The sequence below is a fragment of the Janthinobacterium darwini genome (assembly GCF_051380905.1).
GTDB lineage: Bacteria > Pseudomonadota > Gammaproteobacteria > Burkholderiales > Burkholderiaceae_D > Janthinobacterium.
Map to the genome: position 1 here is coordinate 139546 of NZ_JBNYXX010000004.1, position 24286 is coordinate 163831.

The 24286-nt window shown below is 61.9% G+C and carries 20 protein-coding genes and 1 tRNA gene; 5 read left to right on the plus strand and 16 right to left on the minus strand.

Going from position 1 to position 24286, the window contains the following annotated elements; genetic code table 11:
• Nucleotides 1-122: 122 nt before the first annotated feature.
• The 8 genes from ACQ4WZ_RS21880 to ACQ4WZ_RS21915 all read right to left on the minus strand — a co-directional run bounded on the left by ACQ4WZ_RS21880 (nucleotide 123) and on the right by ACQ4WZ_RS21915 (nucleotide 7844).
• Entirely contained in the window at nucleotides 123-296 is a 174-nt protein-coding gene (locus tag ACQ4WZ_RS21880) for a hypothetical protein (RefSeq protein WP_436574524.1), read from the minus strand.
• Nucleotides 297-378: 82 nt separating this feature from the next.
• Entirely contained in the window at nucleotides 379-1146 is a 768-nt protein-coding gene (locus ACQ4WZ_RS21885) for an SDR family NAD(P)-dependent oxidoreductase (protein ID WP_436574525.1), read from the minus strand.
• Between the two features lie 77 nt (nucleotides 1147-1223).
• A complete protein-coding gene (locus ACQ4WZ_RS21890) occupies nucleotides 1224-2801 on the minus strand; it encodes an aldehyde dehydrogenase (NADP(+)) (protein WP_133988912.1) in 1578 nt (525 codons plus the stop codon).
• A complete protein-coding gene (gene araD1 / locus ACQ4WZ_RS21895; protein ID WP_133988913.1) occupies nucleotides 2798-3790 on the minus strand; it encodes an AraD1 family protein in 993 nt (330 codons plus the stop codon). Before araD1 ends, ACQ4WZ_RS21890 begins: the two co-directional genes overlap by 4 nt.
• Nucleotides 3791-3802: 12 nt before the next feature.
• Nucleotides 3803-5545 carry an IlvD/Edd family dehydratase gene (locus ACQ4WZ_RS21900; protein ID WP_101483453.1) on the minus strand — a complete coding sequence of 581 codons (1743 nt, stop codon included), beginning with the start codon at nucleotides 5543-5545 and terminating at the stop codon, nucleotides 3803-3805.
• Nucleotides 5546-5773: 228 nt separating this feature from the next.
• A complete protein-coding gene (locus ACQ4WZ_RS21905; protein WP_436574526.1) occupies nucleotides 5774-6844 on the minus strand; it encodes an aldose epimerase family protein in 1071 nt (356 codons plus the stop codon).
• Between the two features lie 17 nt (nucleotides 6845-6861).
• Nucleotides 6862-7182, minus strand: coding sequence for a family 43 glycosylhydrolase (locus tag ACQ4WZ_RS21910; protein WP_436574613.1), 321 nt, complete (start codon nucleotides 7180-7182; stop codon nucleotides 6862-6864).
• Between the two features lie 586 nt (nucleotides 7183-7768).
• A tRNA-Arg gene (locus ACQ4WZ_RS21915) sits at nucleotides 7769-7844 on the minus strand.
• 199 nt (nucleotides 7845-8043) lie between these two features.
• On the opposite strand from ACQ4WZ_RS21915, the gene ACQ4WZ_RS21920 reads away from it, so the two are divergent.
• A complete protein-coding gene (locus tag ACQ4WZ_RS21920) occupies nucleotides 8044-8604 on the plus strand; it encodes a c-type cytochrome (RefSeq protein ID WP_133988916.1) in 561 nt (186 codons plus the stop codon).
• 137 nt (nucleotides 8605-8741) lie between these two features.
• On the opposite strand, the gene ACQ4WZ_RS21925 is transcribed toward ACQ4WZ_RS21920, so the two are convergent.
• The 3 genes from ACQ4WZ_RS21925 to ACQ4WZ_RS21935 all read right to left on the minus strand — a co-directional run bounded on the left by ACQ4WZ_RS21925 (nucleotide 8742) and on the right by ACQ4WZ_RS21935 (nucleotide 13820).
• Nucleotides 8742-10817, minus strand: coding sequence for a M13 family metallopeptidase (locus ACQ4WZ_RS21925; protein WP_133988917.1), 2076 nt, complete (start codon nucleotides 10815-10817; stop codon nucleotides 8742-8744).
• 188 nt (nucleotides 10818-11005) lie between these two features.
• Complete coding sequence (locus ACQ4WZ_RS21930; RefSeq protein WP_436574527.1) at nucleotides 11006-13099, minus strand: M13 family metallopeptidase; 2094 nt, start codon at nucleotides 13097-13099, stop codon at nucleotides 11006-11008.
• Between the two features lie 142 nt (nucleotides 13100-13241).
• Entirely contained in the window at nucleotides 13242-13820 is a 579-nt protein-coding gene (locus ACQ4WZ_RS21935; protein ID WP_436574528.1) for a hypothetical protein, read from the minus strand.
• Between the two features lie 324 nt (nucleotides 13821-14144).
• On the opposite strand from ACQ4WZ_RS21935, the gene ACQ4WZ_RS21940 reads away from it, so the two are divergent.
• The 3 genes from ACQ4WZ_RS21940 to ACQ4WZ_RS21950 all read left to right on the plus strand — a co-directional run bounded on the left by ACQ4WZ_RS21940 (nucleotide 14145) and on the right by ACQ4WZ_RS21950 (nucleotide 18840).
• Nucleotides 14145-15587 carry a S41 family peptidase gene (locus ACQ4WZ_RS21940; RefSeq protein ID WP_436574529.1) on the plus strand — a complete coding sequence of 481 codons (1443 nt, stop codon included), beginning with the start codon at nucleotides 14145-14147 and terminating at the stop codon, nucleotides 15585-15587.
• A gap of 211 nt (nucleotides 15588-15798) precedes the next feature.
• Nucleotides 15799-16920 carry a beta-ketoacyl-ACP synthase III gene (locus ACQ4WZ_RS21945; RefSeq protein WP_436574530.1) on the plus strand — a complete coding sequence of 374 codons (1122 nt, stop codon included), beginning with the start codon at nucleotides 15799-15801 and terminating at the stop codon, nucleotides 16918-16920.
• A 210-nt stretch (nucleotides 16921-17130) separates the two neighbouring features.
• A complete protein-coding gene (locus ACQ4WZ_RS21950) occupies nucleotides 17131-18840 on the plus strand; it encodes a cation:proton antiporter domain-containing protein (RefSeq protein ID WP_133988922.1) in 1710 nt (569 codons plus the stop codon).
• A 60-nt stretch (nucleotides 18841-18900) separates the two neighbouring features.
• On the opposite strand, the gene ACQ4WZ_RS21955 is transcribed toward ACQ4WZ_RS21950, so the two are convergent.
• The gene (locus ACQ4WZ_RS21955; protein ID WP_436574531.1) at nucleotides 18901-20946 is read right to left on the minus strand and encodes an oxidoreductase; all 2046 of its coding nucleotides are present in this window, start codon (nucleotides 20944-20946) and stop codon (nucleotides 18901-18903) included.
• Nucleotides 20947-21105: 159 nt separating this feature from the next.
• On the opposite strand from ACQ4WZ_RS21955, the gene ACQ4WZ_RS21960 reads away from it, so the two are divergent.
• Complete coding sequence (locus tag ACQ4WZ_RS21960; RefSeq protein ID WP_436574532.1) at nucleotides 21106-21699, plus strand: SRPBCC family protein; 594 nt, start codon at nucleotides 21106-21108, stop codon at nucleotides 21697-21699.
• A 1-nt stretch (nucleotide 21700) separates the two neighbouring features.
• On the opposite strand, the gene ACQ4WZ_RS21965 is transcribed toward ACQ4WZ_RS21960, so the two are convergent.
• The 4 genes from ACQ4WZ_RS21965 to ACQ4WZ_RS21980 all read right to left on the minus strand — a co-directional run bounded on the left by ACQ4WZ_RS21965 (nucleotide 21701) and on the right by ACQ4WZ_RS21980 (nucleotide 24278).
• The gene (locus ACQ4WZ_RS21965) at nucleotides 21701-22156 is read right to left on the minus strand and encodes a hypothetical protein (protein WP_099408108.1); all 456 of its coding nucleotides are present in this window, start codon (nucleotides 22154-22156) and stop codon (nucleotides 21701-21703) included.
• 44 nt (nucleotides 22157-22200) lie between these two features.
• Nucleotides 22201-22641 (minus strand): DUF2721 domain-containing protein, encoded by a 441-nt coding sequence (locus ACQ4WZ_RS21970; RefSeq protein ID WP_101483434.1) that lies wholly within the window; start codon nucleotides 22639-22641, stop codon nucleotides 22201-22203.
• 112 nt (nucleotides 22642-22753) lie between these two features.
• Nucleotides 22754-23710 (minus strand): prolyl aminopeptidase, encoded by a 957-nt coding sequence (gene pip, locus ACQ4WZ_RS21975; RefSeq protein WP_133988924.1) that lies wholly within the window; start codon nucleotides 23708-23710, stop codon nucleotides 22754-22756.
• Nucleotides 23711-23795: 85 nt separating this feature from the next.
• Nucleotides 23796-24278 carry an Lrp/AsnC family transcriptional regulator gene (locus tag ACQ4WZ_RS21980; RefSeq protein ID WP_010393611.1) on the minus strand — a complete coding sequence of 161 codons (483 nt, stop codon included), beginning with the start codon at nucleotides 24276-24278 and terminating at the stop codon, nucleotides 23796-23798.
• Between the last annotated feature and the right edge of the window lie 8 nt (nucleotides 24279-24286).

Genomic DNA, 24286 nt, shown 5'->3' on the forward strand with positions numbered 1-24286 from the left:
ATAGCGGTTCAAGCCGCGCGCATTGACTTGCGGCCCCATCCTTGTCCCACGTCATGGGCAGGACCTTGCGTTTCTGCATGTAGTTGTCCGCCGTCACGCACGCGTGCAGCACGTCGATTGCGTCAGCCCTTGGTGTTTGGAATGGAAGAGTCGGGCACCACCCACATGCCTTCGCAGATACCCGTGCCCAAGTGTTCGGCGAACTGGCCGTAGTCATTCTTGTTGATTAAGTGACCGGGCTTGGCCACGTCGATGGTGACATTGACGTGCGCCGAGAAGGCGCTACCGGCGGCCATGGCCAGGCGCAGGGTCGAAGGCAGTACGCTGGTACATCAGTACGATGACATCCGACCCTGCAACAATGCCCTGGAAGTTTTGTCAGACCCAGCCGGCGTCGACGATGAACTCTTGACTGGAGCACATCGCTCCGTCATCGGAAGCGAGGAACAGCACCATGGCGGCGATGTCCTGTGGCATCAGCTTGCTTGGCAAGCATTGGCTTTTCTTGATTTCTACTTCCGCCGCCTCGTCGACCCACAGGTCGATCTGGCGCTGCGTCATGACCCAGCCGGGCGTGACCGTGTTGACGCGGATATTGTGGGCGCCATAATCGCGCGCCAGGCCCCGCGTCAGACCCACGACAGCCGCCTTGGTGGTGGCATACACGGGATAGCCGCCCGACTTCATGTGCCAGGAAATCGAGCTGACATTGATGATGGAACCGCCGCCCTTGCGTTTCATGCCCTCGAAGACAGCCTGGCAAGTAAAGAACATGGGACGTTGATTGATCGCAATGCGCTCGTTCCAGTATTCCAGGGTCACGTCCTGCGCCTGGTGGCGCTGGTCGTTGGCCGCATTGTTGACGAGGATATCGAAGTCGCCCAATTGCTCGGCCAGTTCCGCCATGACGGCTTGCAAGGAGGCAATATCCGTAATGTCGCAATGACGGAACAAGGGCGCCATCATGCCCGCTTCGGCCATGCGGCGGCACAGGGCCTCGCTCGCTTCCACTGCGATATCGACAAACGCCACCAGCGCGCCCTGGGCGGCAAACTCGGCCACCAGAGATTCGCCGATGCCGCTGCCACCACCCGTGATGAACACGCGCTTGCCCTGCAAGCTGCCATATTTCGCCAATTGCTTCATCTTGTCTCCACCTGTTTATTTTTTATGTACAACGTGCAACAGCAGCGAACCGCAATCGCATGCGGCGCGCCGTGTTGTTACTCCTTGCCCAGCACGCCATCCTTGCGGCGCCATATCCCCAGCCGATTATCATCGCGCAGCGCTTCCGGCAGCAAGTCCTGCGGCAGGTTCTGGTACGACACGGGGCGCAGGAAGCGGTTGATGGCCGCCGTGCCCACGGACGTGCTGCGGCCGTCCGAGGTGGCGGGGAACGGGCCGCCGTGCACCATGGCCGTCGACACTTCCACGCCCGTCGGGAAACCGTTGGCCAGGATGCGGCCCACGCGGCGTTCCAGCACGGGCAGCAAACGGCGCGCGTCTTCCAGGTCGCCCGCCTCCATTTGCAAAGTGGCCGTCAGCTGGCCTTCCAGGCTTTCCGTAATCGCCAGCAATTGCTCCATGTCGCGGCAAGCCACCAGCAGGGAGGCCGGGCCGAAGACTTCGTCGCGCAAGTCATGCCTGGCCAAAAACGCCTCGCCCGAAGTGACGAACAGGGCGGCGGCACCCTTGCCTTCCTCGCCCACATTTTGCACCAGCGACGTCACGTCGGCGTGCTGCGCCAGCGCGGCCACGCCCTTGGCATAGCTGCTGGCGATGCCGGCTGTCAACATGGTGGCGGCCGGGGCCGGCGCCAGCGCTTCGGCGGCAGCAGCGGCAAACGCCGTAAAGTCAGCGCCGGCCAGGCCCAGCACCAGGCCGGGATTGGTGCAGAACTGGCCCACGCCCATCGTCAGCGAGGCGGCAAAGCCGCTGGCAATGGCCGCACCACGGGCGGCCAAGGCTTGCGGCAGCACAAACACGGGGTTGATGCTGCTCATTTCAGCATAGACAGGTATCGGTTGCGCACGTTCGGCCGCCACCTTCATCAGGGCGATGCCGCCCGAACGCGATCCCGTAAAACCCACGGCCTGGATGGCCGGATGGGCCACCAGCGCCTGGCCGATACCGTTGCCCGTGCCCGTCAGCAAGGCGAACACGCCGGCCGGCAGCTGGCAAACGGCAATCGCCTTGACGATGGCGCGCGCCACCAGCTCCGACGTGCCCGGATGCGCCGAGTGGGCCTTCAGCACGACGGGGCAACCAGCCGCCAGGGCCGAGGCCGTATCGCCGCCCGCGACCGAAAAGGCCAGCGGGAAATTGCTTGCTGCAAACACGGCGACGGGACCCAGGCCTATCATGCGCAAGCGCAAGTCTGGACGCGGCGGCACGCGCTCGGGCAAGGCCGAATCGATGCGCGCATCGGTCCACGAGCCTTCGCGCAGCAAGCCGGCAAACAATTTCAATTGACCCACCGTGCGGCCGCGTTCGCCTTCCAGGCGCGCGCGCGGCAAGCCGCTTTCCGTCATGGCGCGCACGATCAGCTCGTCGCCCAGTTCGAGGATTTGCGCGGCGATGGTATCCAGGAAATCGGCACGCTGCGCATCCGTGGTGGCGCGGAAAGGGTCGAACGCCGCTTGCGCCAGACGGCAAGCCTCGTCGATTTGCGCTACGTCCACCATGTGGAAGGCGGGCGCGATGTGTGCGCGCGCGGCCGGGTCCCACGCTTCGAAGGAGCCGCCATTGCCCTTGACGGCGACGCCGCCGATCAATGCATCACCGGTGATATTGAAACTCATAATGTGCTCACTTTCGCAAATTCGGTTGGGAAGACGTCGAGGCGGTTGCGCAGGGCGGGGCCAAAGGCAGGCGCTTCGATTTCAAAGGTTTCGCCCGGCGCCACGCTCACGCCATCGGCAAAGCTCAAGGTAGCCGTGCCGAAGAAGTGCACGTGCACGTCGCCAGGGCGCTTGAACAGCGGATACTTGAAATGATGGTGTTCCAGGTTGGCAATCGTGTGCGACATATTGTCTTCGCCGCTGACAAAGGCCTTTTCCCAGCGCACATTGCCGGCCGTGTCCAACACGCGCGAGGCGCCGGCGATGTGCGCGGGCAATTCGCCCACCAGCAGGGCCGGACCCACGCTGCACATGCGCAGCTTCGAGTGGGCCAGGTACAGATAATTCTGGCGTTCCGTGACGTGGTCCGAGAATTCATTGCCGATGGCATAGCCAACGCGGTAGGGCTGGCCATCGTCGCCAATCACGTACAGGCCGGCGATTTCCGGCTCTTCGCCGCCATCGAGGGCGAAATCCGGCATGCGCAGCGACTGGCCGCTGGCGCGCACGATGGAACCGTCGCCTTTATAAAACCACTCGGGCTGGGCGCCGGCCGTGCCGGCTTCAGGCTTGCCGCCTTCCACGCCCAGGCGGAACATTTTCATCGAATCGCTGAGCGACTCCGCGTCGCCGCCTATCTTCTTGTGCATGGCGTCGCGCGCACCGGCGCTACCCAAATGGGTCAGGCCCGTACCCGTCACGTAGCAGTGCGCTTCATCGGCGTGGTCCAGCGGCGGCAGCACACGTCCGGCAGCGGCCACGTCAGCATAGGAATGCATGCTGTTGCCGACGCTGGCGTTGACCAGTTCCGCCAGACTGACCTTTTTGCGGATGGCGTCTTGCGCCAGCGCATACGTCGTGTTGTAGCCTTCGATGACGCGGATCTGGTCGTCTTGCAGCAGGCCGACGAGGCGCCCGCGATGTTCATTCGTAAATTGCAGCAACAGCATGGGATTCTCCGCTTAGTGTGAGTGGCGCGGCACGGCTGAACCGCGATTGCCGACCAGGAAGTCGAAATCGCAGCCTTCGTCAGCCTGCAACACGTGTTCGATGTACAGCTGCTGGTAGCCGCTCTTCGGCCCGGGCGCGCTGCCCAGCTCGCGCTTCGCCAGGCGCTCGGCGATTTCCGCGTCGCTGATGTCGATATTCAGGCTGCCGGCGTGGCAATCGAGGGCGATCATGTCGCCATCCCTGACGATGCCCAGCGGGCCGCCCGCCATGGCTTCCGGCGCCACGTGCAAGACGACCGTGCCGTAGGCCGTGCCGCTCATGCGCGCGTCCGAGATGCGCACCATGTCGGTGATGCCTTGCGCCAGCAGCTTCGGCGGCAAGCCCATGTTGCCCACTTCGGCCATGCCAGGATAGCCTTTCGGGCCGCAATTTTTCATGACCAGCACGGAGTCGGCATCGACATCGAGGTCCGGATCAAGAATGCGCGATTTGTAATGTTCGAAATCCTCGAAGACGACGGCCTTGCCCCGGTGCTGCATCAAATGCGGCGAGGCGGCCGACGGTTTCAGGACGGCGCCGCGAGGCGCCAGATTGCCGCGCAGCACGCAAATGCCGCCATCGGCCAGCAGCGGGTTGTCCAAGGTGCGCACCACTTCATCGTTGTAGATCGGTGCTTCGACGCAATTGTCCCAGATCGACTTGCCGTTCACGGTCAAGGCATTCTTGTGCGGCAGCAAATCGCCTTCGCCCAGGCGGCGTATCACGGCGGGCAAGCCGCCTGCATAGTAAAACTCTTCCATCAGGAAACGGCCCGACGGCAGCAAGTCGACGATGGTCGGCGTGCCACGGCCCACACGGGTCCAGTCTTCCAGCTCCAGGGGCACGCCGATGCGTCCGGCAATCGCCTTCAGGTGGATCACGGCATTGGTCGAGCCACCGATGGCGGCGTTGACCTTGATGGCGTTTTCAAACGCTGCACGCGTCAGCACTTTCGACAGGCGCAGGTCTTCGTGCACCATTTCGACGATGCGGATGCCCGACATGTGCGCCAGCACGTAGCGGCGCGAGTCGACGGCGGGAATGGCCGCGTTGTGCGGCAGGGACGTGCCCAGTGCTTCGGCCATGCTGGCCATGGTCGAGGCCGTGCCCATGGTGTTGCAGGTACCGGCCGAGCGCGACATGCCGGACTCGGCCGACATGAACTGGTGCAGGGTGATGGAACCGGCCTTCATCTGCTCGTGCAACTGCCACACGGCCGTGCCGGAGCCGATGTCCTTGCCGTTGAGCTTGCCGTTCAGCATGGGGCCGCCGCTGACGACGATGGTGGGAATGTCGACACTGGCCGCGCCCATCAACAGCGCAGGCGTGGTCTTGTCGCAGCCCACCAGCAGCACGACGGCGTCCATCGGGTTGCCTCGGATCGATTCTTCCACGTCCATCGAGGCCAGGTTGCGCGTCAGCATGGCTGTCGGACGCAGATTCGACTCGCCATTCGAGAAGACAGGGAACTCCACGGGGAAACCGCCCGCTTCCAGGATGCCGCGCTTGACGTGTTCGGCCAGCTGGCGGAAATGCGCGTTGCAGGGGGTCAGTTCGGACCAGGTATTGCAGATGCCGATGATGGGCTTGCCATGGAATTCGTGGTCAGGTATGCCCTGGTTTTTCATCCAGCTGCGGTACATGAAGCCATTCTTGTCCTGCGAGCCAAACCACTCGGCCGAGCGCAGGGCAACCTTCTTTTTTGTCTCAGACATGCCATTCTCCTGGTTGTGCCATGCCGGATCTAAGGTCGTCGGCCCGGGCAGCGATGTTGGAATACTAAAGAATCCAGCCATGCCTTTCCAATCAATTTTTAATGCGTTCCGATATCGAAAACGGTATCGGCATGTCCCAATGAAAACGCCCTGCGGGCGCGTGGCGGCAGGGCGTGGAAGATATTTGGGGTCTGCCCCGCCGGGTCAGACCCCAGGGAGCTGCGACGATTATTCTGCAGAAAAACGGTACACGGTTTGCGTCCGATACACCTGACCCGGGCGCAAAATGGTGCTGGGGAAGTGGGGCTGGTTCGGCGCATCCGGGAAATGCTGGGTTTCCAAGCACAGCGCGCCGCGGTAGCGAATGGGGCCCTGCTTGCCGTGCTGGCTGCCGTCGAGGAAATTGCCGGAATAAAACTGGATGCCAGGCTCCTGCGTGTACACCTGCATCACGCGCCCCGACACGGGATCGCGCACGCTGGCGGCCAGGTTCAGCCCTTGATCTGCCTGTTGATTGAGCACAAAGTTATGGTCGTAGCCACGGCCGATGCGGATCTGCTCATGCGGCAAATCGATGCGGCCGCCGATGACGGTGCTCTGGCGCAAGTCGAACGGCGTGCCGGACACGTCCGCCAGTTCGCCCGTGGGGATAGACCCGGCATCGACGGGCAGGTAGCGGTCCGCGTTGATCGTCAGCGCGTGGCCGAGGATAGTGCCCTGCCCCGCCAGGTTGAAATAGCTATGGTTGGTCAGGTTGACGGGCGTGGCCTGGTCCGTCACGGCGTGGTAACGCAGGCTCAGCGCGTTGTCGTTGTCCAGTTCGTACACGACGGTGACGTCGAGCTTGCCCGGATAGCCATCTTCGCCGTGCGGGCTGCTGCGGGAAAACGTCACGCCCACCGCCTCATCCCTGGTGAACGGCTCCGCCTGCCACATGACCTGGTGAAAGCCCTGGTTGCCGCCATGCAAGTGATTCGGCGCGTTGTTGACGGCCAACTGGTAATCCTTGCCATCGAGATGGAAACGTCCTGCCGCGATGCGGTTACCGAAGCGCCCGATGACGGCGCCCAGGAAAGCGCTGTTGGCCAGGTAGGGCTCGATGCGCTCGAAACCCAGCACCACGTCGGCAAAGTTACCGTCGCGGTCGGGCACGTGGATTTCGCTGATGATGGCGCCAAAGTCGAGCACTTTGACTTGCATGCCGCGGAGGTTCGTCAGGGTAAAGACGGTTACCTGCTGGCCGTCGGGCAGGATGCCGAACGGCGCTTGCGTCACAGAAACAGAATTAACTGGGGTCATGGCGTAGGGTCCAGGTTTTACAGGGTCGATGAGCGGCCAAACACGGGCATGCCTTGCGCATCCCGGCGCCGCGGTTTGACAAACGTGTGGCGAACCGGATTCCACAGCGGGTCGCCGACGATGTCCGGGTAGGTGCGGGCATGGTACACCAGCAATACGTCGCCGCCGGCCTTGGTGCAGCTGTTGTGGCCGGGGCCATAGTTGCCGTGCTCGTAGCAGGTAGCAAACACGGGCTCGGGCGACTTGTTCCACGCAAACGGGTCGGGCAAGTCGGCGGACTCCTTGGCCCAGAAGCCGCGGATTTCAGGCGGATCGCATACATACGGTGCTGGAACAATTTATCTTTGATTTCGCGGCTCGGTGCGTCGGCCAGGCCGGCGATGCTGTCGGCGCGGCGCACCCCGCTGACAGTCTCGACTGACACTTCCGCCGCAGGCTCGCCACTGGCGTCCGCCACCACCGCGTCCTGCGCCCATGCCGAAGCCGTGCTCAGCAGGCCGATACCGGCCGATGCCGTAACGGCAGCCTTCAAGTTGAACGGACGACGAGGAGAAGTGGCCGCGAGCGGGCCGATGGTGTTGCGCATCATGCATCTCCAGAGACTGTATTGATATTGTCATGCTGCTTGCATGTCGTTCGCATGTTCGGCATTGATCTTAGGGGCTGGACGATAATCCCTCCAATCAATTTTTCCACAGTTTCGATATCAATTTTGATATCGGCGTCTGACGGATACTGGCGCTTGCAAAGCGACAACGGCAAGGGCGTCAGGGGCGTTTTCGGGTAAGCGACGCACAAAGAGTGGCATCCCTGGCAAGCAGCGATAGACCTTGTCAGGCTTGCGGAAGTAATAGTGGGAGTGGGGATACGGCATGCAGCCAGCATGGCAATGCTGACTGAATAAAACGGGAGTCTTGATTTGTCTGGTGCGGCTGGCGGGGATCGAACCCACGACCCTTGGCTTCGGAGGCCAATACTCTATCCACTGAGCTACAGCCGCGTAGGGGGAATTTCTGAAGTGATGCGAAGGATACCGTTTTTCTTTACCTACGTCTACGGAAACTGTCGTATCGCTGGCAATTGCATGTCACTGCTCAATTTTTGTGCCTATAATTGTGGGTTTCATAAAGGTTTACATACAAGCATGTAAAAATGCTACCTTACACGGCCATCAGTTTCAAATCTGGACTAAGGACATCATGAGCGACGCACATAACGAACAACAATCAGCGATCAAAACGCCTAAACAACTGCTTGCCGCCGTAGCTGGCTTCTTCCTCATCACCGTCATTGGCATCATCCTGCTGGTGCAGTTCGTCACGGCGCAAAAACTGACGGGTGCGGGGACGGACAGCCAGTCGCCGGAAGCCATTGCCGAACGCCTGAGCCCCGTGGCCAACGCCGGCTTTACCTTCAAGGATGCCAGCGGTCCGAAGGTGCTGCAAGGCGGCGAAGCCGTCTACACAGCCACCTGCGTGGCGTGCCATGGCGCCGGCGTGGCCGGTGCACCGAAGTTTGGCGACGCGGGCAGCTGGTCGGCCCGTCTGGCCCAGGGCTACGATACGGTCCTGAAGCACGCCATCGTAGGCTTGCGCGCGATGCCGGCCAAGGGCGGCAATCCCGACCTCGACGATGTGGAAGTGGCGCGCGCCGTGGTCTACATGGCCAACGCTTCGGGCGGCAAATTCAAGGAACCGGAAGTGCCGGCGCCGGCCGCAGCCGCTGACGGCGCTGCTCCTGCAGCCGAGCCTGCCAAATAATTCAGCCAGCGCGCTGGACCAGGAACCGCCCGGATGGGCGGTTTTTTTTCGCCCGCAGTTTGTGCCAGATCACCCGATGTAAAAAAGCCGCCCGGCTTGCGCGGGGCGGCTGGCAACTTATGCCTGGGACAACCGTCTTACCACATGATGACGCGGTCTTTCGGTGGCAGATACATCTTGTCGCCCGGTTTCACGTCGAAGGCTTGATAGAAGCCGGGCTGGTTGCGCATGGTACCGTTGGCACGGAACTGGCCTGGCGAGTGCGGGTCCGTTTTCAGCAAGACCAGCTGCTGCGCTTCGCGCATCTTCATGCGCCAGACCTGAGCAAAGCCCGCATAGAAGCGCTGCTCGCCCGTGAAACCGTCGATGACAGGGGCTTTCTTGCCATTCAGCGACAATTTATACGCTTTGTAGGCAATCGCCACGCCGGAATTGTCGGCGATGTTCTCGCCCAGGGTCAGTTCGCCGTTGACGAAGTGGCCCTTGACGGGGCTGAAACTGTTGTACTGCGCCACCAGCTGCTTGGTTTTCTTGGCGAAGTTTTTATGGTCGGCCTTGGTCCACCAGTCGCGCAGATTGCCGTCCCCATCGTACTGGGCGCCCTGGTCATCGAAGCCGTGGCTGATTTCATGACCGATCACGCCGCCGATGGCGCCATAGTTGACGGCATCGTCCGCATTGGCGTCGAAGAACGGCGCTTGCAGGATGGCGGCAGGGAAGACGATTTCGTTCAGTTCCGGGTTGTAATAAGCATTCACGGTTTGCGGCGTCATGCCCCACTCGTCGCGGTCGATAGGCTGGCCCAGCTTGTTCAATTCGCGGTTGTAGTTAAGCAAGTGCGAACGCTGGATGTTGCCGATCAAATCGTCCGGCGTTACCGTCAGGCCCGAGTAATCGCGCCATTTGTTCGGATAGCCGATCTTGGTGGTGAACTTGGCCAGCTTGATCTGCGCCTGTTTCTTGGTGACAGGGCTCATCCAGTCGAGCTTGTCGATGCTTTGCTTGTAGGCCGTCATCAGGTTTTTCACCAGCGCTTCCATACGCACCTTGCGCTCGGCCGGGAAATATTGCTCCACGTACAGCTGGCCCACGGCTTCGCCCAGCGCGCCTTCGACGGCGCCCACGCCGCGTTTCCAGCGCGGACGCATTTCCGTCACGCCCGTCAGGGTGGTGCCATAAAACGCGAAGTTTTCATCGACATACGCTTTCGGCAGGTAGCCGGCGTTGGCGTGCAGCAAGTGCCACTGGAAATACGCTTTCCATGTGTCCAGCGGCGTCTTGTTGGCGATCTCGGCAAAGCCTTTCAGGTAGCTGGGCTGGCTGACGATCACATAATTGACCTTGCCGGCAATGCCCGTGTCCTTCAGGTAGCGGGCCCAGTCGTAGCCTGGCGCCAGGGCGGCCAGTTTCGCCAACTCCACCTTGTTGTAGGTCTTGACGGGATCGCGGTTCTGCACATTGCTCCATTGCGCCTTCGCCAGTTCCGTTTCCAGCGCGAGGATAGCCTTGGCGTTGGCAGCAGCATTCGCATCGCCGGCCAGGCTGAGCATTTTTTCCACGTGGGCCAGGTACTTGGCGCGCGTATCGGCCTTGCCTTCTTCCAGGTAGTAATCGCGGTCAGGCAAGCCCAGGCCGCTTTGCACGATGTCGGCCACGTATTTGGTGGAATCCTTGGCGTCCTGGTGGATGCCGAAGTCGTAAGGCGAGGTCACGCCCAGCTTGCTGAAATGAGCGATGACGGCAGGCAACTCCGCCTTGTCCTGCAGCGCGGCGATCTTCGCCAGCTCCGCGTTCAAGGGGGTCAGGCCCAGGCTTTCCAGCTTGGCTTCATCCATGAAGCTGGTATAAAAATCACCGATTTTCTGGGCATTCGAGCCGGCCGCGCGGGCCTTGTCGGCGCTCGCACCTTCGACGATGCCGCGCAGCTGGGTTTGCGTATCGTCGGCCAGCTTGGCAAAGCTGCCCCAGCTCGACTTGTCGGCAGGAATGACAGTTTCCGCCAGCCATTTACCATTCAGGTGCTGGAACAGGTCGTCCTGCGCGCGCACGGCAGGGTCGACGTATTCGATGGCGATACCGGACGTCAGCGCCGCAGCGGCGACGGCCGTGGCGGGAGCGACAGCGGCTTTCTTGGCAGAATCAGCGGCGCCAGCCATGCCGGACACGCCAGCCAGCAAACTCAGGGTCAATGCACTTAACAAATAACGATTCACGGTTGTCCTCTATATTGTATTGTGTAAAATATAAGGGTCAGAAGGCCCAAGGCTTCTGGCCCGGTTTTTGACTGTAGCATACCGGCCGAAACGACAGAAAGAACTTTGTCCGGAATACAAAAAAGACCACGCGAGGTGGTCCTTTCTGTTGTTACAGTAGTACGTTTTTCACGACGACGCGTACGCGATTACCAGATGATCACGCGGTTTTCCGGGGCGACATACATCTTGTCGCCCGGTTTCACGCCAAACGCTTCATAGAAGCCAGGCTGGTTAACCATGGTGCCATTGGCGCGGTACTGGCCCGGCGAATGCGGGTCGGTCTTGATTTGCACGATCTGCTGCGCTTCGCGCATCTTGCTGCGCCATACCTGGCCAAAGCCCATGTAGAAGCGCTGGTCGCCCGTCAAGCCATCAAGCACAGGCGCCGGCTTGCCACCCAGCGAAATCTTGTACGCCTTGTACGCGATGGCCACGCCCGAGTTGTCGGCGATGTTCTCGCCCAGGGTCAGCGCGCCGTTGACGTTGTAGCCAGGCAATGGGCTGTAGCCATCGTACTGCTTGGTCAGCGCGTCGGCCTTGGCCGCAAAGTTCTTGCGGTCGGCCGGGGTCCACCAGTCGCGCAGGTTGCCGTCGCCATCGGACTGGCTGCCCTTGTCGTCGAAGCCGTGGCTGATTTCATGGCCGATAACAGCGCCAATGGCGCCATAGTTGACGGCGTCGTCCGCGTTGGCGTCAAAGAATGGCGGCTGCAGGATGGAGGCGGGGAAGACGATCTCATTCATCGTCGAGCTGTAATAGGCGTTCACCGTTTGCGGCGTCATGCCCCACTCTTCACGGTCGATCGGTTTGCCCAGCTTGGCCACCTGGCGCGCCGAAGCGAAATTGGCCGCACGCATGATGTTGCCCACCAAGTCGCCCTGGACGATTTGCAGCTTCGTGTAGTCGCGCCATTTGTTCGGATAGGCGATCTTCGGCGTGAACTTGGCCAGCTTGGCTTGCGCTTCCTTCTTGGTTTCCGGACTCATCCAGTCCAGCGTATCGATGCTGTCCTTGTAGGCGGCCAGCACGTTTTTCACCAGTTCCTGCATGTGCGCCTTGCGCTCAGCCGGGAAATATTGCGCCACGTACAGTTTGCCGACGGCTTCGCCCAGCACGCCTTCGACGGCGCCCACGCCACGCTTCCAGCGCGGCTGGTTTTCCGTCACGCCGCTGAGTACCGTGCCGTAGAAGGCAAAGCTTTCGTCGACGAAGTTTTTTGACAGGTAGCTGGCATAGCTGCGCAGCAACTGCCATTCAAAGTAGGCTTTCAAGGTGTCCAGGTCGGTGGCAGCGAGCACCTTGTTGTAGCCGGCCAGGTAGCTCGGCTGGTTGACGATGACGTAATCGACCTTGTTGGCGATGCCCAGGGCTGCCAGGCTGGCCTTCAGGTCGTAGCCGGGGGTCAGGTCGTTCAGCTTGTTAATGTCGGTCTTGTTGTAGCGTTTGACGGGGTCGCGGTTCTCGACTTTGGTCCATTGCACTTCGGCCAGCGATGTTTCCAGGGCAACTACGGCCTTGGCGCGGGCGGCGGCGTTCTTGTCGCCGGCCATGGCCAGCATTTTTTCTACGTGCGCCTGGTATTTTTCCTTCACGCCAGCCTGCTTGGCTTCCAGGTAGTAATCGCGGTCAGGCATGCCCAGGCCGCTTTGGCTGACATAGGCGGCGTATTTCGTCGAAGCACGCGCATCCTGGCCCACGTAGACGGCGTACGGGGTGGGCACGCCCGTCTGGCTCAGGTGGGCGATCAGGGCAGGCACGCCCTTCTTGTCGCGCAGCGAGCGGATACGGTTCAGTTCGCCGGCAAGCGGCTTCGTGCCCAGCGCATCGAGGCGGGCTTCATCCATGTAGCTGGCGTACAGGTCGCCAATTTTCTGCGCTTCGGAACCGGCCTTCTTGTGCTTGTCCTGTTGCGTGGACTCGATGATGCCGCGCAACTGTGGCGTGGTGTCATCGCGCAACTTGGCGAACGAACCCCAGCTCGACTTGTCGGCAGGAATCTCGGCCGTGGCCAGCCACTTGCCATTCAAGTGGGTGAAGAAATCGTCCTGCACGCGCACGGCAGGGTCGATGTACTGCACATCGATGCCGGAAACGACGCCAGCGGCGGCAGGCGCGGAAGGTGCGACACTGGGCGCCACGGTCGGTGCCGCCACGGAGGATGCGGCGGATACCGGTTCGGCGGCATGGGCAAACGCAGCCAACAGGGTCAGGGTCAGACTGCTCAAGAGATAGCGATTCACGGATTGTCCTTATGGGGCATGTCAAAAAGACCGGGCAGATAGCTGCGGGCGGATAGCCCGCCGCGCCAGGCGCTACGGGAATGTAGCACGCGACCATGCCATTTGGCCATCCTTTGCCCCTGGACTACCCCTGGATTGCCCCTCAGTTGGCGGGTATCGTCATGCCGGCGCCCCCATTGCCCATGCTCACGCCTCCCATGCCGCCCTTGCCCCCCTTGCGCCCGCCGTGTTCGCCACCGGGCGCACCGCGCGATTCACTGTGGGGTACGGCGGCGTCCATCACGCGCGCCATCTGCCCGGCGATGAACTGGGCCACCATCTGGCGCTGCTGCTCGTCCAGGGCATCGTTGACGCTGAGCCACCACTCGCGCACCTGCTTTTCTTCGGCCAGGCTCAGCGCGCTTTCATTGTCCAGGCCGGCGAGCAGGTCGCGCAACTCCAGCCGGGGCGCCTGCAAGCCCTGCGTCACCGCCGCTTGCAGGCGTTCGCGGCGCGCCTTGCGTTCGCGCAGGAGTTGACGGGTTTTTCCTTCCACCTGCTGCCACAAGGTGCTTTGATTCGCATTGAGTTTCAATTCCGTCCTGAAATCGGGGGCCATCGGCAGCAAGTCTTCCAGGCGCATCTCGGCGATCGGCACGGCCGAGGCGGCCAAGGCGGTGCTGCCCAGCAGGAAGGCCAGGCTGAGGCGGCGCAAGGTGCGAGAAAAGGTCGGCGATGTCATGGGGGCTCCGGATAAAAAAAAGCCTGCGTCCGCAGACGCAGGCAAAACCACTTCGGGTCGAGAATGCGAATCCACTATAGGGCCGCCGCACACGCTTTTTTTCGACTCTTACAAATGCTTACTCCCCTCAAGAGTAACTATACATCGCATACAAAACCGCAACATATGGCAAGCTGAAAGTCCCGTTTTCGCGCGTAGACTGCGGCCAGGTACGCTTTTTCCACGACCGGCCCACGCCGGCAGAGATTCAGGTCTATACTTTCAACAAAGCGCCGCTCCACGGGGACTGGCGCTTGTGCAAGACACGCTAGCTGCAAAGGTGCAATGATGGGCAAACTCAAAAATACCGGCTTGATCGGCCTGGGCGTGGTGGCCGGCGTCGCCGCGTCGCTGCAATTTTCGGCCATGGCGCAAAAAAACGTCGAGCCGCCCCTGCCGCTGGAAGAGCTGCGCCAGCTGGCTGATGTGTTTGGCCTGATCAAGTCCGATTACGTCGAGCCGGTGGAAGACAAAAAACTGCTGGAGGACGCCATTTCCGGCATGGTTGCCTCGCTCGACCCCCATTCCGCCTACCTGGACAAGAAAGCCTACGCCGAGCTGCGCGAAGGCTCCGAAGGCAAGTTTGTCGGCCTGGGTATTGAAATTGGCATGAGTGAAGACGGCTACATCAAGATCGTCTCGCCCATCGAGGATTCTCCCGCCTACCGTGCCGGCATCAAGGCCGGAGACCTGATCACCCGCCTCGATGGCCAGCCCGTCAAAGGCGTCAGCCTGGACGACAGCGTCAAGCGCATGCGCGGTGAACCGGGCACCAAGGTGTCGCTGACCATTGCCCGCAAGGATGAACCCCAGCCGCTGGCCTTCACCATCACGCGCGAGGAAATCCATCAAAAGAGCGTGAAGGCGAAGATGGTCGAGCCGGGCTACGCCTGGCTGCGCGTGTCGCAGTTCCAGGAACCGACCGTCGACGACATGGCCGCGCAGATCACGGCCCTGTATCAGCAAGACCCTAACCTCAAGGGCATGGTGCTCGACCTGCGCAACGATCCCGGCGGCGTGCTGCAAGGCGCCATCGGCGTCTCGGCCGCCTTCCTGCCGAAGGACTCGGCCATTGTCTCGACCAACGGCCAGTTACCGGATTCGAAACAGGTGTTCTACGGCCGCGCCGAATACTATTCCTTCCGCTCGGAAGGCGATGCGCTGGCGAAATTGCCGGCTGCTATCAAGAAGGTGCCGCTGGTGGTGCTGGTCAACACAGGCTCGGCCTCGGCGTCGGAAATCGTCGCCGGCGCCCTGCAGGATTACAAGCGCGCCACCATCATCGGCACGCAAACCTTCGGCAAGGGTTCCGTGCAAACCATACGCCAGTTGACCGCCGACACGGCCGTCAAGCTGACGACGGCCCGCTACTACACGCCGAATGGCCGCTCGATCCAGGCCAAGGGCATCGTACCCGACCTGCTGGTCGATGAAAATGCGGATGGCGACGGCTTGAACGGCTTGCGCATCCGCGAAGCGGACCTGACCAAGCACCTGAGCAACGACCGCGACCAGGAAAGTACCAAGGCCGCGCCCGTCAACGACGAGATGGAAGAGCAATTGCGCATCATCGCCCTGGAAAAAACCCGCAAGCCGCTGGAATTTGGCAGCAAGGACGATTTCCAGCTGCACCAGGCGCTGAATCACCTGAAAGGCTTGCCTGTCCAGCTGGCCAAGGCCGAACCGGTGGTGGTGCAGGCTGACGTCAAGAAAGAACAGAAAAAGTAGGCAGTTTGGGGTCAGACCCGCCGGGACTCGGCGCCCCCGTCTGCCCCCATCACACGCAATACCCCCTGCCACCGTCCACGCGACAAAAATCAATCTTCCGCCACACTTTCCCCTCCCCCGCAACACGAAACTCTCTACGGTCGAGTCTGTTTGTGTAAAATTTGCTTCACTTATCGGCAGCGCGTCGATTGCCAAATTTGAAAGTTTAACCATGAAACAAGTCGTCATCAGCGGTACCGGACTGTATACGCCGCCATTTTCGATCTCCAACGAAGAGCTGGTCACCTGCTTCAATGCCTACGCAGAAAAATTCAATGCCGATCACGCCGACGCGATCGCCGCAGGCGAGGTGACGGCGCTGGACCTGTCGAGCGTGGCCTTCATCGAAAAGGCGTCCGGCATCAAGTCGCGCTTCGTGATGGAAAAAGAAGGCATCCTCGATCCGACGCGCATGGTCTCGCGCATTGCGGAACGGGGCGATGACGAACTGTCCTTGCAGGCCGAGATGGCCGTCGCCGCCGCGCGTGACGCCCTGGCGCGCGCCGGCCGCACGCCGGCCGATATCGACATGGTGCTGGTGGCGTGCAGCAACATGCAGCGCGCCTACCCGGCCATGGCCGTGGAAGTGCAGGATGCGCTCGGCATCGATGGTTATGGTTTTGACATGAACGTGGCGTGTTCGTCCGCCACCTTCGGCATCCAGCAAGCCGTGGCCGCCGTGCAAAGCGGCCAGGCGCGCGCCGTGCTGGTCTTGAATCCCGAAATCACCAGCGGCCACCTGAACTGGCGCGACCGCGACAGCCACTTCATTTTCGGCGACGCCTGCACCGCCATCATCGTCGAAGCCAAGGACACGGCCGTGTCGCAGCACCAGTTCGAAATCATCGGCACGGAACTCAAAACGCGCTTCTCGAATGCCATCCGCAACAATTTCGGCTTCCTCAACCGTTTTGACGAATCCGGCGTGGGCAAGGCCGACAAATTGTTCCGCCAGCAAGGCCGCAAGGTCTTCAAGGAAGTGTGCCCGATGGCCGCCGAGATGATCAAGGCAACCCTGGCCAAGGCCGGCGTGGAAGTGGCGCAAGTGAGCCGCTACTGGCTGCACCAGGCCAACCTGAACATGAATCTGCTGATCGCGCGCCTGATCCTCGGCCGCGACGCCGAGGCCAACGAAGCGCCCGTGATCCTCGACACCTACGCCAACACCTCGTCGGCCGGTTCGATCATTGCCTTCCATAAATATCAAGATGACATGGCGGCAGGCGGCCTGGGCGTCATCTGTTCGTTCGGCGCCGGCTATTCCATCGGCTGCGTGGTCGTACGCAAGGTGTAAGCGTTAGCAGCGAGATGCGCCTGATTGCCTCAATTAGGCGCAGATCGCAGTGGATGGCATGCGTTCGTAGGCACCTGGACGAAGATATAGCGTAAAGTTTTTGTAAAAAAAGCGGCAGGAAAATTCCAGCCGCAGCTTTGTTGCGTTTATACTCAATCGCTGAATCCCCTCTTTTTCCATCCGCACGTCACCATAAGGAACCCACCACGCATGCCCCATGACATCAGTCTGATCACCACCATCGCCGCCGCCCTCGGGTTCGGCCTCATCTTCGGCTTCATCGCCGCCCGCCTGAAACTGCCGGCATTGGTCGGCTATCTGGCCGCCGGCATCATCATCGGACCGGCCACGCCCGGTTTTGTGGCAGATGCGGAAATAGCGGGGCAATTGGCGGAGATCGGGGTGATGCTGATGATGTTTGGCGTCGGCCTGCACTTTTCCATCGAAGATTTGTGGGACGTGCGCAAGATTGCGCTGCCCGGCGCCATCCTGCAGATCGGCGTCGCCACTGCGATGGGCATGGGCCTGGCCCACTGGTGGGGCTGGACTCTCGGTGGCGGACTGATCTTTGGCCTGGCGCTGTCCGTGGCCAGTACCGTGGTGCTGCTGCGCGCGCTGGAAGAACGGGGCATCCTCGACTCGCTCAACGGCCGCATCGCCGTCGGCTGGCTGGTGGTGGAAGATCTCGTCACTGTACTGGTGCTGGTGCTGCTGCCGGCGTTCGCCGGTGTGCTCGGTGGCAAAGTCGCGCCGGATGCCGAGGCCGTCAGCCTGTGGCAAACCCTGGCCGTGACGCTGGGGCAAGTGGCCGGTTTCATCGTCTTCATGCTGGTGGTGGGCCGCAAGCTGTTCCCATGGATTTTATGGCAAGTGGCGCGCACCGGTTCGCGTGAACTGTTTACCCTGTGCGTGATCGCCGCCGCCGTGGGCATCGCCTACGCTTCGACCAAGCTGTTTGGCGTGTCGTTCGCGCTGGGCGCCTTCTTCGCCGGCATGGTGCTGCGCGAATCAGAACTCAGCCACCGCGCTGCGGAAGAATCCTTGCCGCTGCGCGACGCCTTCGCCGTGCTGTTCTTCGTTTCCGTCGGCATGCTGTTCGAGCCGAATATTCTCATCGACAAGCCGCTGCAAGTGCTGGCCGTGTGCGCCATCATTATCTTCGGCAAGTCGATCGCCGCGTTTTTGCTGGTGATGGCCCTGCGCTATCCGCCGAAAACAGCCATCATCGTCTCGGCCAGCCTGGCGCAGATCGGCGAATTCTCGTTCATTCTGGCCGCCCTGGGCCTCTCCTTGGGCCTGATGCCGCAGGAAGGACAAAGCCTGATACTGGCCGGTGCCATCCTCTCCATTGCCCTCAACCCGCTCGTGTTCAGCATGGCCAAGCCGCTGCTGCGCGTGATCGGCAACAGCGATTTCGCGCGCAAGTTCGAACGCACGACCGACCCGCTGGCCGAGCTGCCGATGACGGTGCCGCACGAAAAGCTGTCGGGCCAGATCGTGCTGGTCGGCTACGGCCGCGTTGGCCGGCGCATCGCCGCCGCCCTGATGGAGCGGGGTATCCACTTCGTCGTGGCCGAGGAAAACCGGGAAATCGTCGACCAGTTGCGCAAGCAGGGCATTCCGGCCGTGGCCGGCAATGCGGGCGAACCGGCCGTGCTGATCCAGGCGCACATCACGCACGCCACCATGCTCGTCATCGCCACGCCGGACACCTTCCACGTGCGCGCCATGATAGAGACGGCGCGCGCGCTGAACCCCTCCATCATGACGGTGGTGCGCACGCACAGCGAGGAAGAGGCGGAATTGCTGCGCGCAGAAAACGCGGGCAAAGTCTTCATTGGCGAGCAAGAACTGGCGAATGGCATGGCCGAGCACGTGCTGCAGAGTTTTGAGGCGGTGAAAAAGGGGCATGGCCATTAATAACGGCACGTGCAGCGACATCCGGGGTCAGACCCGCCGGGTCTGACCCCAGCCCTCAATTTACAAACTCGCGGCCAGCTCCGCTCCTTCCCGTATCGCCCGCTTGGCGTCGAGTTCCGCCGCCAGCGCGGCGCCGCCGATTTTATGGAAACGCGGGCCGCCCGCATACAGGGGCTTGCCATCCTTGTCGACGGGCGGCATGAGTTCCGTCAAGCTGTCCTGGCCCGCGCAGATGACCACGTTGTCCACCGCCAGCAAGCGCTGCTCGCCGCCCACGGTGATGTGCAAGCCTTGCCCATCGATCTTGTCGTAGGTCACGCCCGCCAGCATGGCGACGCCGTTTCTCGCCAGCGCCGCACGGTGCACCCAGCCCGACGTCTTGCCCAGGCCCGCGCCCACCTTCGACGTCTTGCGCTGCAACAGGAAAATCTGCCGCACGGGCGCAGTGGCCACGGGCGCCACCAATCCGCCGCCGGTGGCCGCGTTCAGGTCCACGCCCCACTCCCCCGCCCAGGCCGATACGGGTTGCGGAAGCGGATGCGCCGGGTCGTGCAGCAGGTATTCCCCCACGTCAAAACCGATGCCGCCCGCGCCGATGATGGCCACGCGCGCGCCGACAGGTTTCTTGGCTTGCAGCACGTCCAGATACGACAGCACTTTCGGGTGCTCGATGCCGGGAATGGCCGGCAGACGCACCTTGATGCCGGTGGCGACAATGACGTCGTCATAGCCGCCGGCCAGCAATTGCTCGCGCGTGACGCGTTGGCCCAGGCGCAGCTTAATATTTGACAAGGCGATGCGGCGGGAAAAGTAGCGGATGGTTTCCGTAAACTCTTCCTTGCCCGGTATCTGCATGGCCACCTTGAACTGGCCGCCCAAGCTGTCGCTGCTGTCGAACAGGGTCACGTCGTGCCCGCATTCGGCAGCCACGGTGGCGGCCGACAGGCCAGCGGGGCCGGCGCCAACGACGGCCACCTTGCGCGGCACGGCCTTTTTCGCGTACACGAGTTCCGTTTCATGGCAGGCGCGCGGGTTGACGAGGCAACTGGCACGCTTGTTGGCGAACGTGTGGTCGAGACAGGCCTGGTTGCAGCCGATGCAGGTGTTGATCTCGTCGGCGCGGCCGGAAGCGGCCTTGGCGACAAAGTCAGGGTCGGCGAGGAAGGGGCGCGCCATCGACACCAGGTCGCAGTCGCCCCGCTCCAGGATGGCATTCGCTTCGTGCGGCATGTTGATGCGGTTCGATGCCACCACGGGAATGCTGACTTCGCGGCGCAGCCGACCCGCCACGGAGGCAAAGGCGGCGCGCGGCACCGAGGTGACGATGGTGGGGACCCTCGCCTCATGCCACCCGAAGCCCGTATTGAGTATCGTCACGCCGGCCTGCTCCAGCGCCCTGGCCACCGTCACCACGTCGTCCCAGGTATTGCCGCCCTCGACCAGGTCGAGCAGGGAGTGGCGGTACATGATGATGAAGTTGGGACCGACGGCGGCGCGGATACGGCGCACGATTTCCACGGGCAGGCGCATGCGGTTATCGATCGTGCCGCCCCAGCGGTCCTGGCGCAGATTCGTGCGTGCGCACAGGAACTGGTTCAATAAGTATCCTTCGCTGCCCATCACTTCGATGCCGTCGTAGCCCGCCTTTTGTGCCAGGCGCGCGCAACGTACGTAGTCGCAGATCGTGCGCTCGATGCCCCGCTCGCTCAAGGGACGGGGGCGGAATGGCGAAATCGGCGATTTTTTCGCCGACGCCGAAACGACGAACGGTTGATAACCATAGCGGCCCGCATGCAGAATCTGCATGACGATCTTGCCGCCCTCCTCGTGCACGGCGCGCGTCACCTTGCGGTGGTTCGGCACGTCGCCGAGAAAATTGAGGGTGCCGCCAAACGGCAGCAGCCAGCCCTGGCGGTTCGGCGAGATGCCGCCCGTGACGATCAGCCCCACCCCACCGCGCGCCCGCTCGCGGTAAAACGCGGCCAGCTTGCCATAATGATAAAACCGGTCTTCCAGGCCCGTGTGCATGGACCCCATGATGACGCGGTTACGCAAGGTGGTGAAGCCCAGGTCGAGCGGGGCCAGCAAATGGGGATAGGCAGTCATGGTCGGTCCGATAGAAGATGGTATGCAGGCCGTACGGTAACAAGCATTGCTGGCCGCCGCAGCGTATTTCTCTAGACCGGGAGTTCTAAATCGCCCGGCGCGCCCGCCGGCGATGGGTACAGCTTGTGCAGGGCGCAAGTTTCCCGTAGGCTAGGTAGCATGACACGACTCTTCCTCTGCCTGCTGATGCTGTGTACCGTTGCCACCCCGGCTGCAGCACAAGCGCAGATGCAGGCGCCACGTCTGGACAAGCTGAAGGTCGACGTCAAGCGCATCGAGGTCGACGGGCAGCGCATGTATGAAGTCGATGCCAGCGGCAGCGTGCAGGCGCCGCTGGCTTCCGTCTGGAAGACCCTGACCACCTACGAGCGCATGAATGAATTCGTGCCCGACCTCAGCTCCTGCCGCGTGCTGTCGCGCAACGGCAATGAAGTCATCATCGAGCAGCAGGGCGTGGCGCGCTTCCTGTTCATGAACCACGCCATCCACCTGGTGGTGCGGGCCACGGAAACGCCGTTCACGGCCATCGATATCGCCCTCATTTCGGGCGACATGCGGCATTACGAATCACGCTGGAATTTGTATCCCATCCCCGAGACGGGCGGCACGCGCATCGTCTTTTCCAGCAGGCTGATGCCGGGCTTCTATGTGCCCGGCATGCTGGGCACGACCATGATACGCGGCGATATCGAGCGCATGATGGCGGCCGTGCTCACCCGCATCGACAGCCAGTACGCCGATAAATCCGGATAAATCAGGCTAAATAGGTATCGCGGTCGCGGATTTCCGCAAAATTTTCCAGGCTGCCCAGTTTCACCGTGACGGGATTCAGGCTGGCCTGCGGCTGCATCGAGCGCCAGGCGAACAGCCATTCCTGCTCGGGCGCTTCGGCGCGCGTCTTGGTGAAGGCGGCGCCCAGGGCTGCGCGCTGGCCATACTCGACGAGGCCGTCGATGCCGGCCCAGCTGGGCAAAGTACGCTGCACGGCGCGGTGCAGGCGTTCGCCGAATTCTTCCGTATTGTGGATGATCAAACAGGCATCGGCCGGGGCGAACAGGTCGAATAGTTGCTTGTCCCATACTTGCGAAAAGCTGAGGGTCAAACAATTGCCCGCTGGCATCAGGCGGAACTGGCCCAGGCTCAGTGCCAGCTCAAGTTCGCTGCGCTGGCCGTAGCGGTGCAGGGTGGGGGGACGTTTGTAATCGTGCATGCTGGACTCGTTCTTCAATAGTAGGGTAAAACCGGCGCGGCCGCTTAACGGGGCGGACGGATATGGCGCCGGATGCGCTGGGCCCTGGCGGCCAGGTAAATTTCGCGCAGTAAATAGATAAAACAGCCGATCAGGCAAATCACGGCCAGCACAAAGAAGGCCGCGATGTATTTGTCCAGGGTCAGGTTCAAAATGTCGCCCAAAAACAGCATGGCGATGATGACGCAGACGAAAAAACCGCACGCCGTGCTGAGCGAAATCGAGTAATTGATCAGATGGGTACGCTGATACAAGGTATCTAGCTCATCCATATAGAAATCGTTGTAACCGATATCGAGCCGGTCTTCCAGCACGCGCGTGCGGTCGATGATGCGGCCCAGGCGGTTGGTCAGCACCACCAGCATGGTGCCGATACCGGTCAGCAGGAAAACCGGCGCAATCGCCAGCTGGATGATATGGCCGATGTCGCCGATCTGTATGTTCATGGATAAAAAGTCGTGGGTTCACACCGGCGCCCGACCCTGGCGCCAGCACAGGCCGTAGTGTAGCAGGTGGCGCACGCCGGCTGGCAGCTTTGCCAACCGGCATGTTTAAATGTCATGCGAAGCCGCGCCCCGGGACGAAGCGTTCGGTGGCGCGCACCAGCGCCGAAGCGATGCCGTGCTCGAGCGCGCCATGGCCCGCGTCCGGTATCATCTCCAGCTGGGCGCCAGGCCATGCCTGCTGCAGGCGGTAGGCTGACAGGGGCGGGCAGATGGCGTCGTAGCGTCCCTGCACGATGACGGCCGGCAAATGCGCGATGCGCCCCATGTTGCGAATCAGCTGGTCCTCCTCGAAGAAACCAAGATTGGCCATGTAATGCGATTCAAGCCGGCCCACGCCCAGGTCCAGCGCATCGTTCGGCGCATCTTCCGGCTGCGGCATCAGGTAGACGCGGCGGCCCTCGAAGCGGCTCCAGGCGCGTGCGGCCGGCCAGTACACGGCGGGATCGCTGCTGAGGATGCGTTTCACGTAGGCCGCCAGCAAGTCGCCCTGCTCCTCTGGCGGAATGGGCGCGGCAAATTCCGCGTACAGTTCCGGATAAAACCAGCGCACGCCTTCGATGAACCAGTCGATCTCCGCCTGCGTGCACAGGAAAATGCCACGCAGCACGAAACCGAGGCAAGCCTCCGGATGCGCCTGGCCATACGCCAGCGCCAGGGTCGAACCCCAGGAACCGCCAAACACCAGCCATTGAGCGATGCCGAACTGGGCGCGCAGTACTTCGATATCCTCGATCAGCAGTTGCGTCGTGTTGTTGCGCCATTCGCCCAGCGGCGTGGACTTGCCCGCGCCGCGCTGGTCGAACAGGATTACGCGGTAGCGCTGCGGATCGAAGAAACGGCGGTGCTGCGGCGACAGGCCAGCGCCGGGACCGCCATGCAGGAACAGCACGGGAATGCCGTCGGGATTGCCGCACTCTTCCCAATAAATGGTGTGCAGGTCATCGACCGCCAGCATGCCGTGCCGGTTCGGCGTCAGGACGGGAAACAGGGGCGACAGGGAATCAGGCATGGCGGTCCTCGCAGAAGGTCTGGAAGCCAGGCAGCGGATGCCTGGCAAAGACCCAATTATAGTGCCATAGTGCGCCCCCGGCGCCTCAGGCCAGCGGCAAGGGAAGGCGGTTCGACGACTTGATTTCGCGCATCGACAGGCTGGACTGGATTTCCGCCACGCCGGGCAGGCGGCGCAGCACGGTCGAGACGAATTCGCCATACGCTTCCAGGTCGCGCGCCACCACTTGCAGGAAATAATCGGCTTCGCCCGCCACATTGTGGCACGACAATATCTCGGGTATCGTCGCGATGGCTTGCTCAAACTGCGAGGGTTGCTCGCCGCCATGGTTGGCAAACACGACGCGCACGAACGCGACCAGGCCGATCCCCAACTTCTTGCGGTTGAGCAAAGCCTGGTAGCCGGTGATAAAGCCTTCCTCTTCCAGGCGGCGCAAGCGGCGCCAGACGGGGGTTTCACTGAGCTTCAAGCGCTCGGCCAGGCGCGCATTCGACAGCCGTCCTTCATCCTGCAACAGCCTGAGTATCTGCAAATCGGTGGCGTCGAGGCTAACTTCTGAAATTTTCATCTATTTTT

Excerpts from the sequence above, each read along its gene's own strand:
- ACQ4WZ_RS21890 (WP_133988912.1), bottom strand. The coding sequence starts at position 2,801 with ATGAGTTTCAATATCACCGGTGATGCATTGATCGGCGGCGTCGCCGTC.
- ACQ4WZ_RS21965 (WP_099408108.1), bottom strand. The coding sequence starts at position 22,156 with ATGCACGATTACAAACGTCCCCCCACCCTGCACCGCTACGGCCAGCGC.
- ACQ4WZ_RS21950 (WP_133988922.1), top strand. The coding sequence starts at position 17,131 with ATGCCCCATGACATCAGTCTGATCACCACCATCGCCGCCGCCCTCGGG.
- ACQ4WZ_RS21905 (WP_436574526.1), bottom strand. The coding sequence starts at position 6,844 with ATGACCCCAGTTAATTCTGTTTCTGTGACGCAAGCGCCGTTCGGCATC.
- ACQ4WZ_RS21955 (WP_436574531.1), bottom strand. The coding sequence starts at position 20,946 with ATGACTGCCTATCCCCATTTGCTGGCCCCGCTCGACCTGGGCTTCACC.
- ACQ4WZ_RS21885 (WP_436574525.1), bottom strand. The coding sequence starts at position 1,146 with ATGAAGCAATTGGCGAAATATGGCAGCTTGCAGGGCAAGCGCGTGTTC.
- pip (WP_133988924.1), bottom strand. The coding sequence starts at position 23,710 with ATGCCTGATTCCCTGTCGCCCCTGTTTCCCGTCCTGACGCCGAACCGG.
- ACQ4WZ_RS21970 (WP_101483434.1), bottom strand. The coding sequence starts at position 22,641 with ATGAACATACAGATCGGCGACATCGGCCATATCATCCAGCTGGCGATT.
- ACQ4WZ_RS21900 (WP_101483453.1), bottom strand. The coding sequence starts at position 5,545 with ATGTCTGAGACAAAAAAGAAGGTTGCCCTGCGCTCGGCCGAGTGGTTT.
- ACQ4WZ_RS21945 (WP_436574530.1), top strand. The coding sequence starts at position 15,799 with ATGAAACAAGTCGTCATCAGCGGTACCGGACTGTATACGCCGCCATTT.
- araD1 (WP_133988913.1), bottom strand. The coding sequence starts at position 3,790 with ATGCTGTTGCTGCAATTTACGAATGAACATCGCGGGCGCCTCGTCGGC.
- ACQ4WZ_RS21920 (WP_133988916.1), top strand. The coding sequence starts at position 8,044 with ATGAGCGACGCACATAACGAACAACAATCAGCGATCAAAACGCCTAAA.
- ACQ4WZ_RS21940 (WP_436574529.1), top strand. The coding sequence starts at position 14,145 with ATGATGGGCAAACTCAAAAATACCGGCTTGATCGGCCTGGGCGTGGTG.
- ACQ4WZ_RS21980 (WP_010393611.1), bottom strand. The coding sequence starts at position 24,278 with ATGAAAATTTCAGAAGTTAGCCTCGACGCCACCGATTTGCAGATACTC.
- ACQ4WZ_RS21960 (WP_436574532.1), top strand. The coding sequence starts at position 21,106 with ATGACACGACTCTTCCTCTGCCTGCTGATGCTGTGTACCGTTGCCACC.
- ACQ4WZ_RS21935 (WP_436574528.1), bottom strand. The coding sequence starts at position 13,820 with ATGACATCGCCGACCTTTTCTCGCACCTTGCGCCGCCTCAGCCTGGCC.
- ACQ4WZ_RS21880 (WP_436574524.1), bottom strand. The coding sequence starts at position 296 with ATGGCCGCCGGTAGCGCCTTCTCGGCGCACGTCAATGTCACCATCGAC.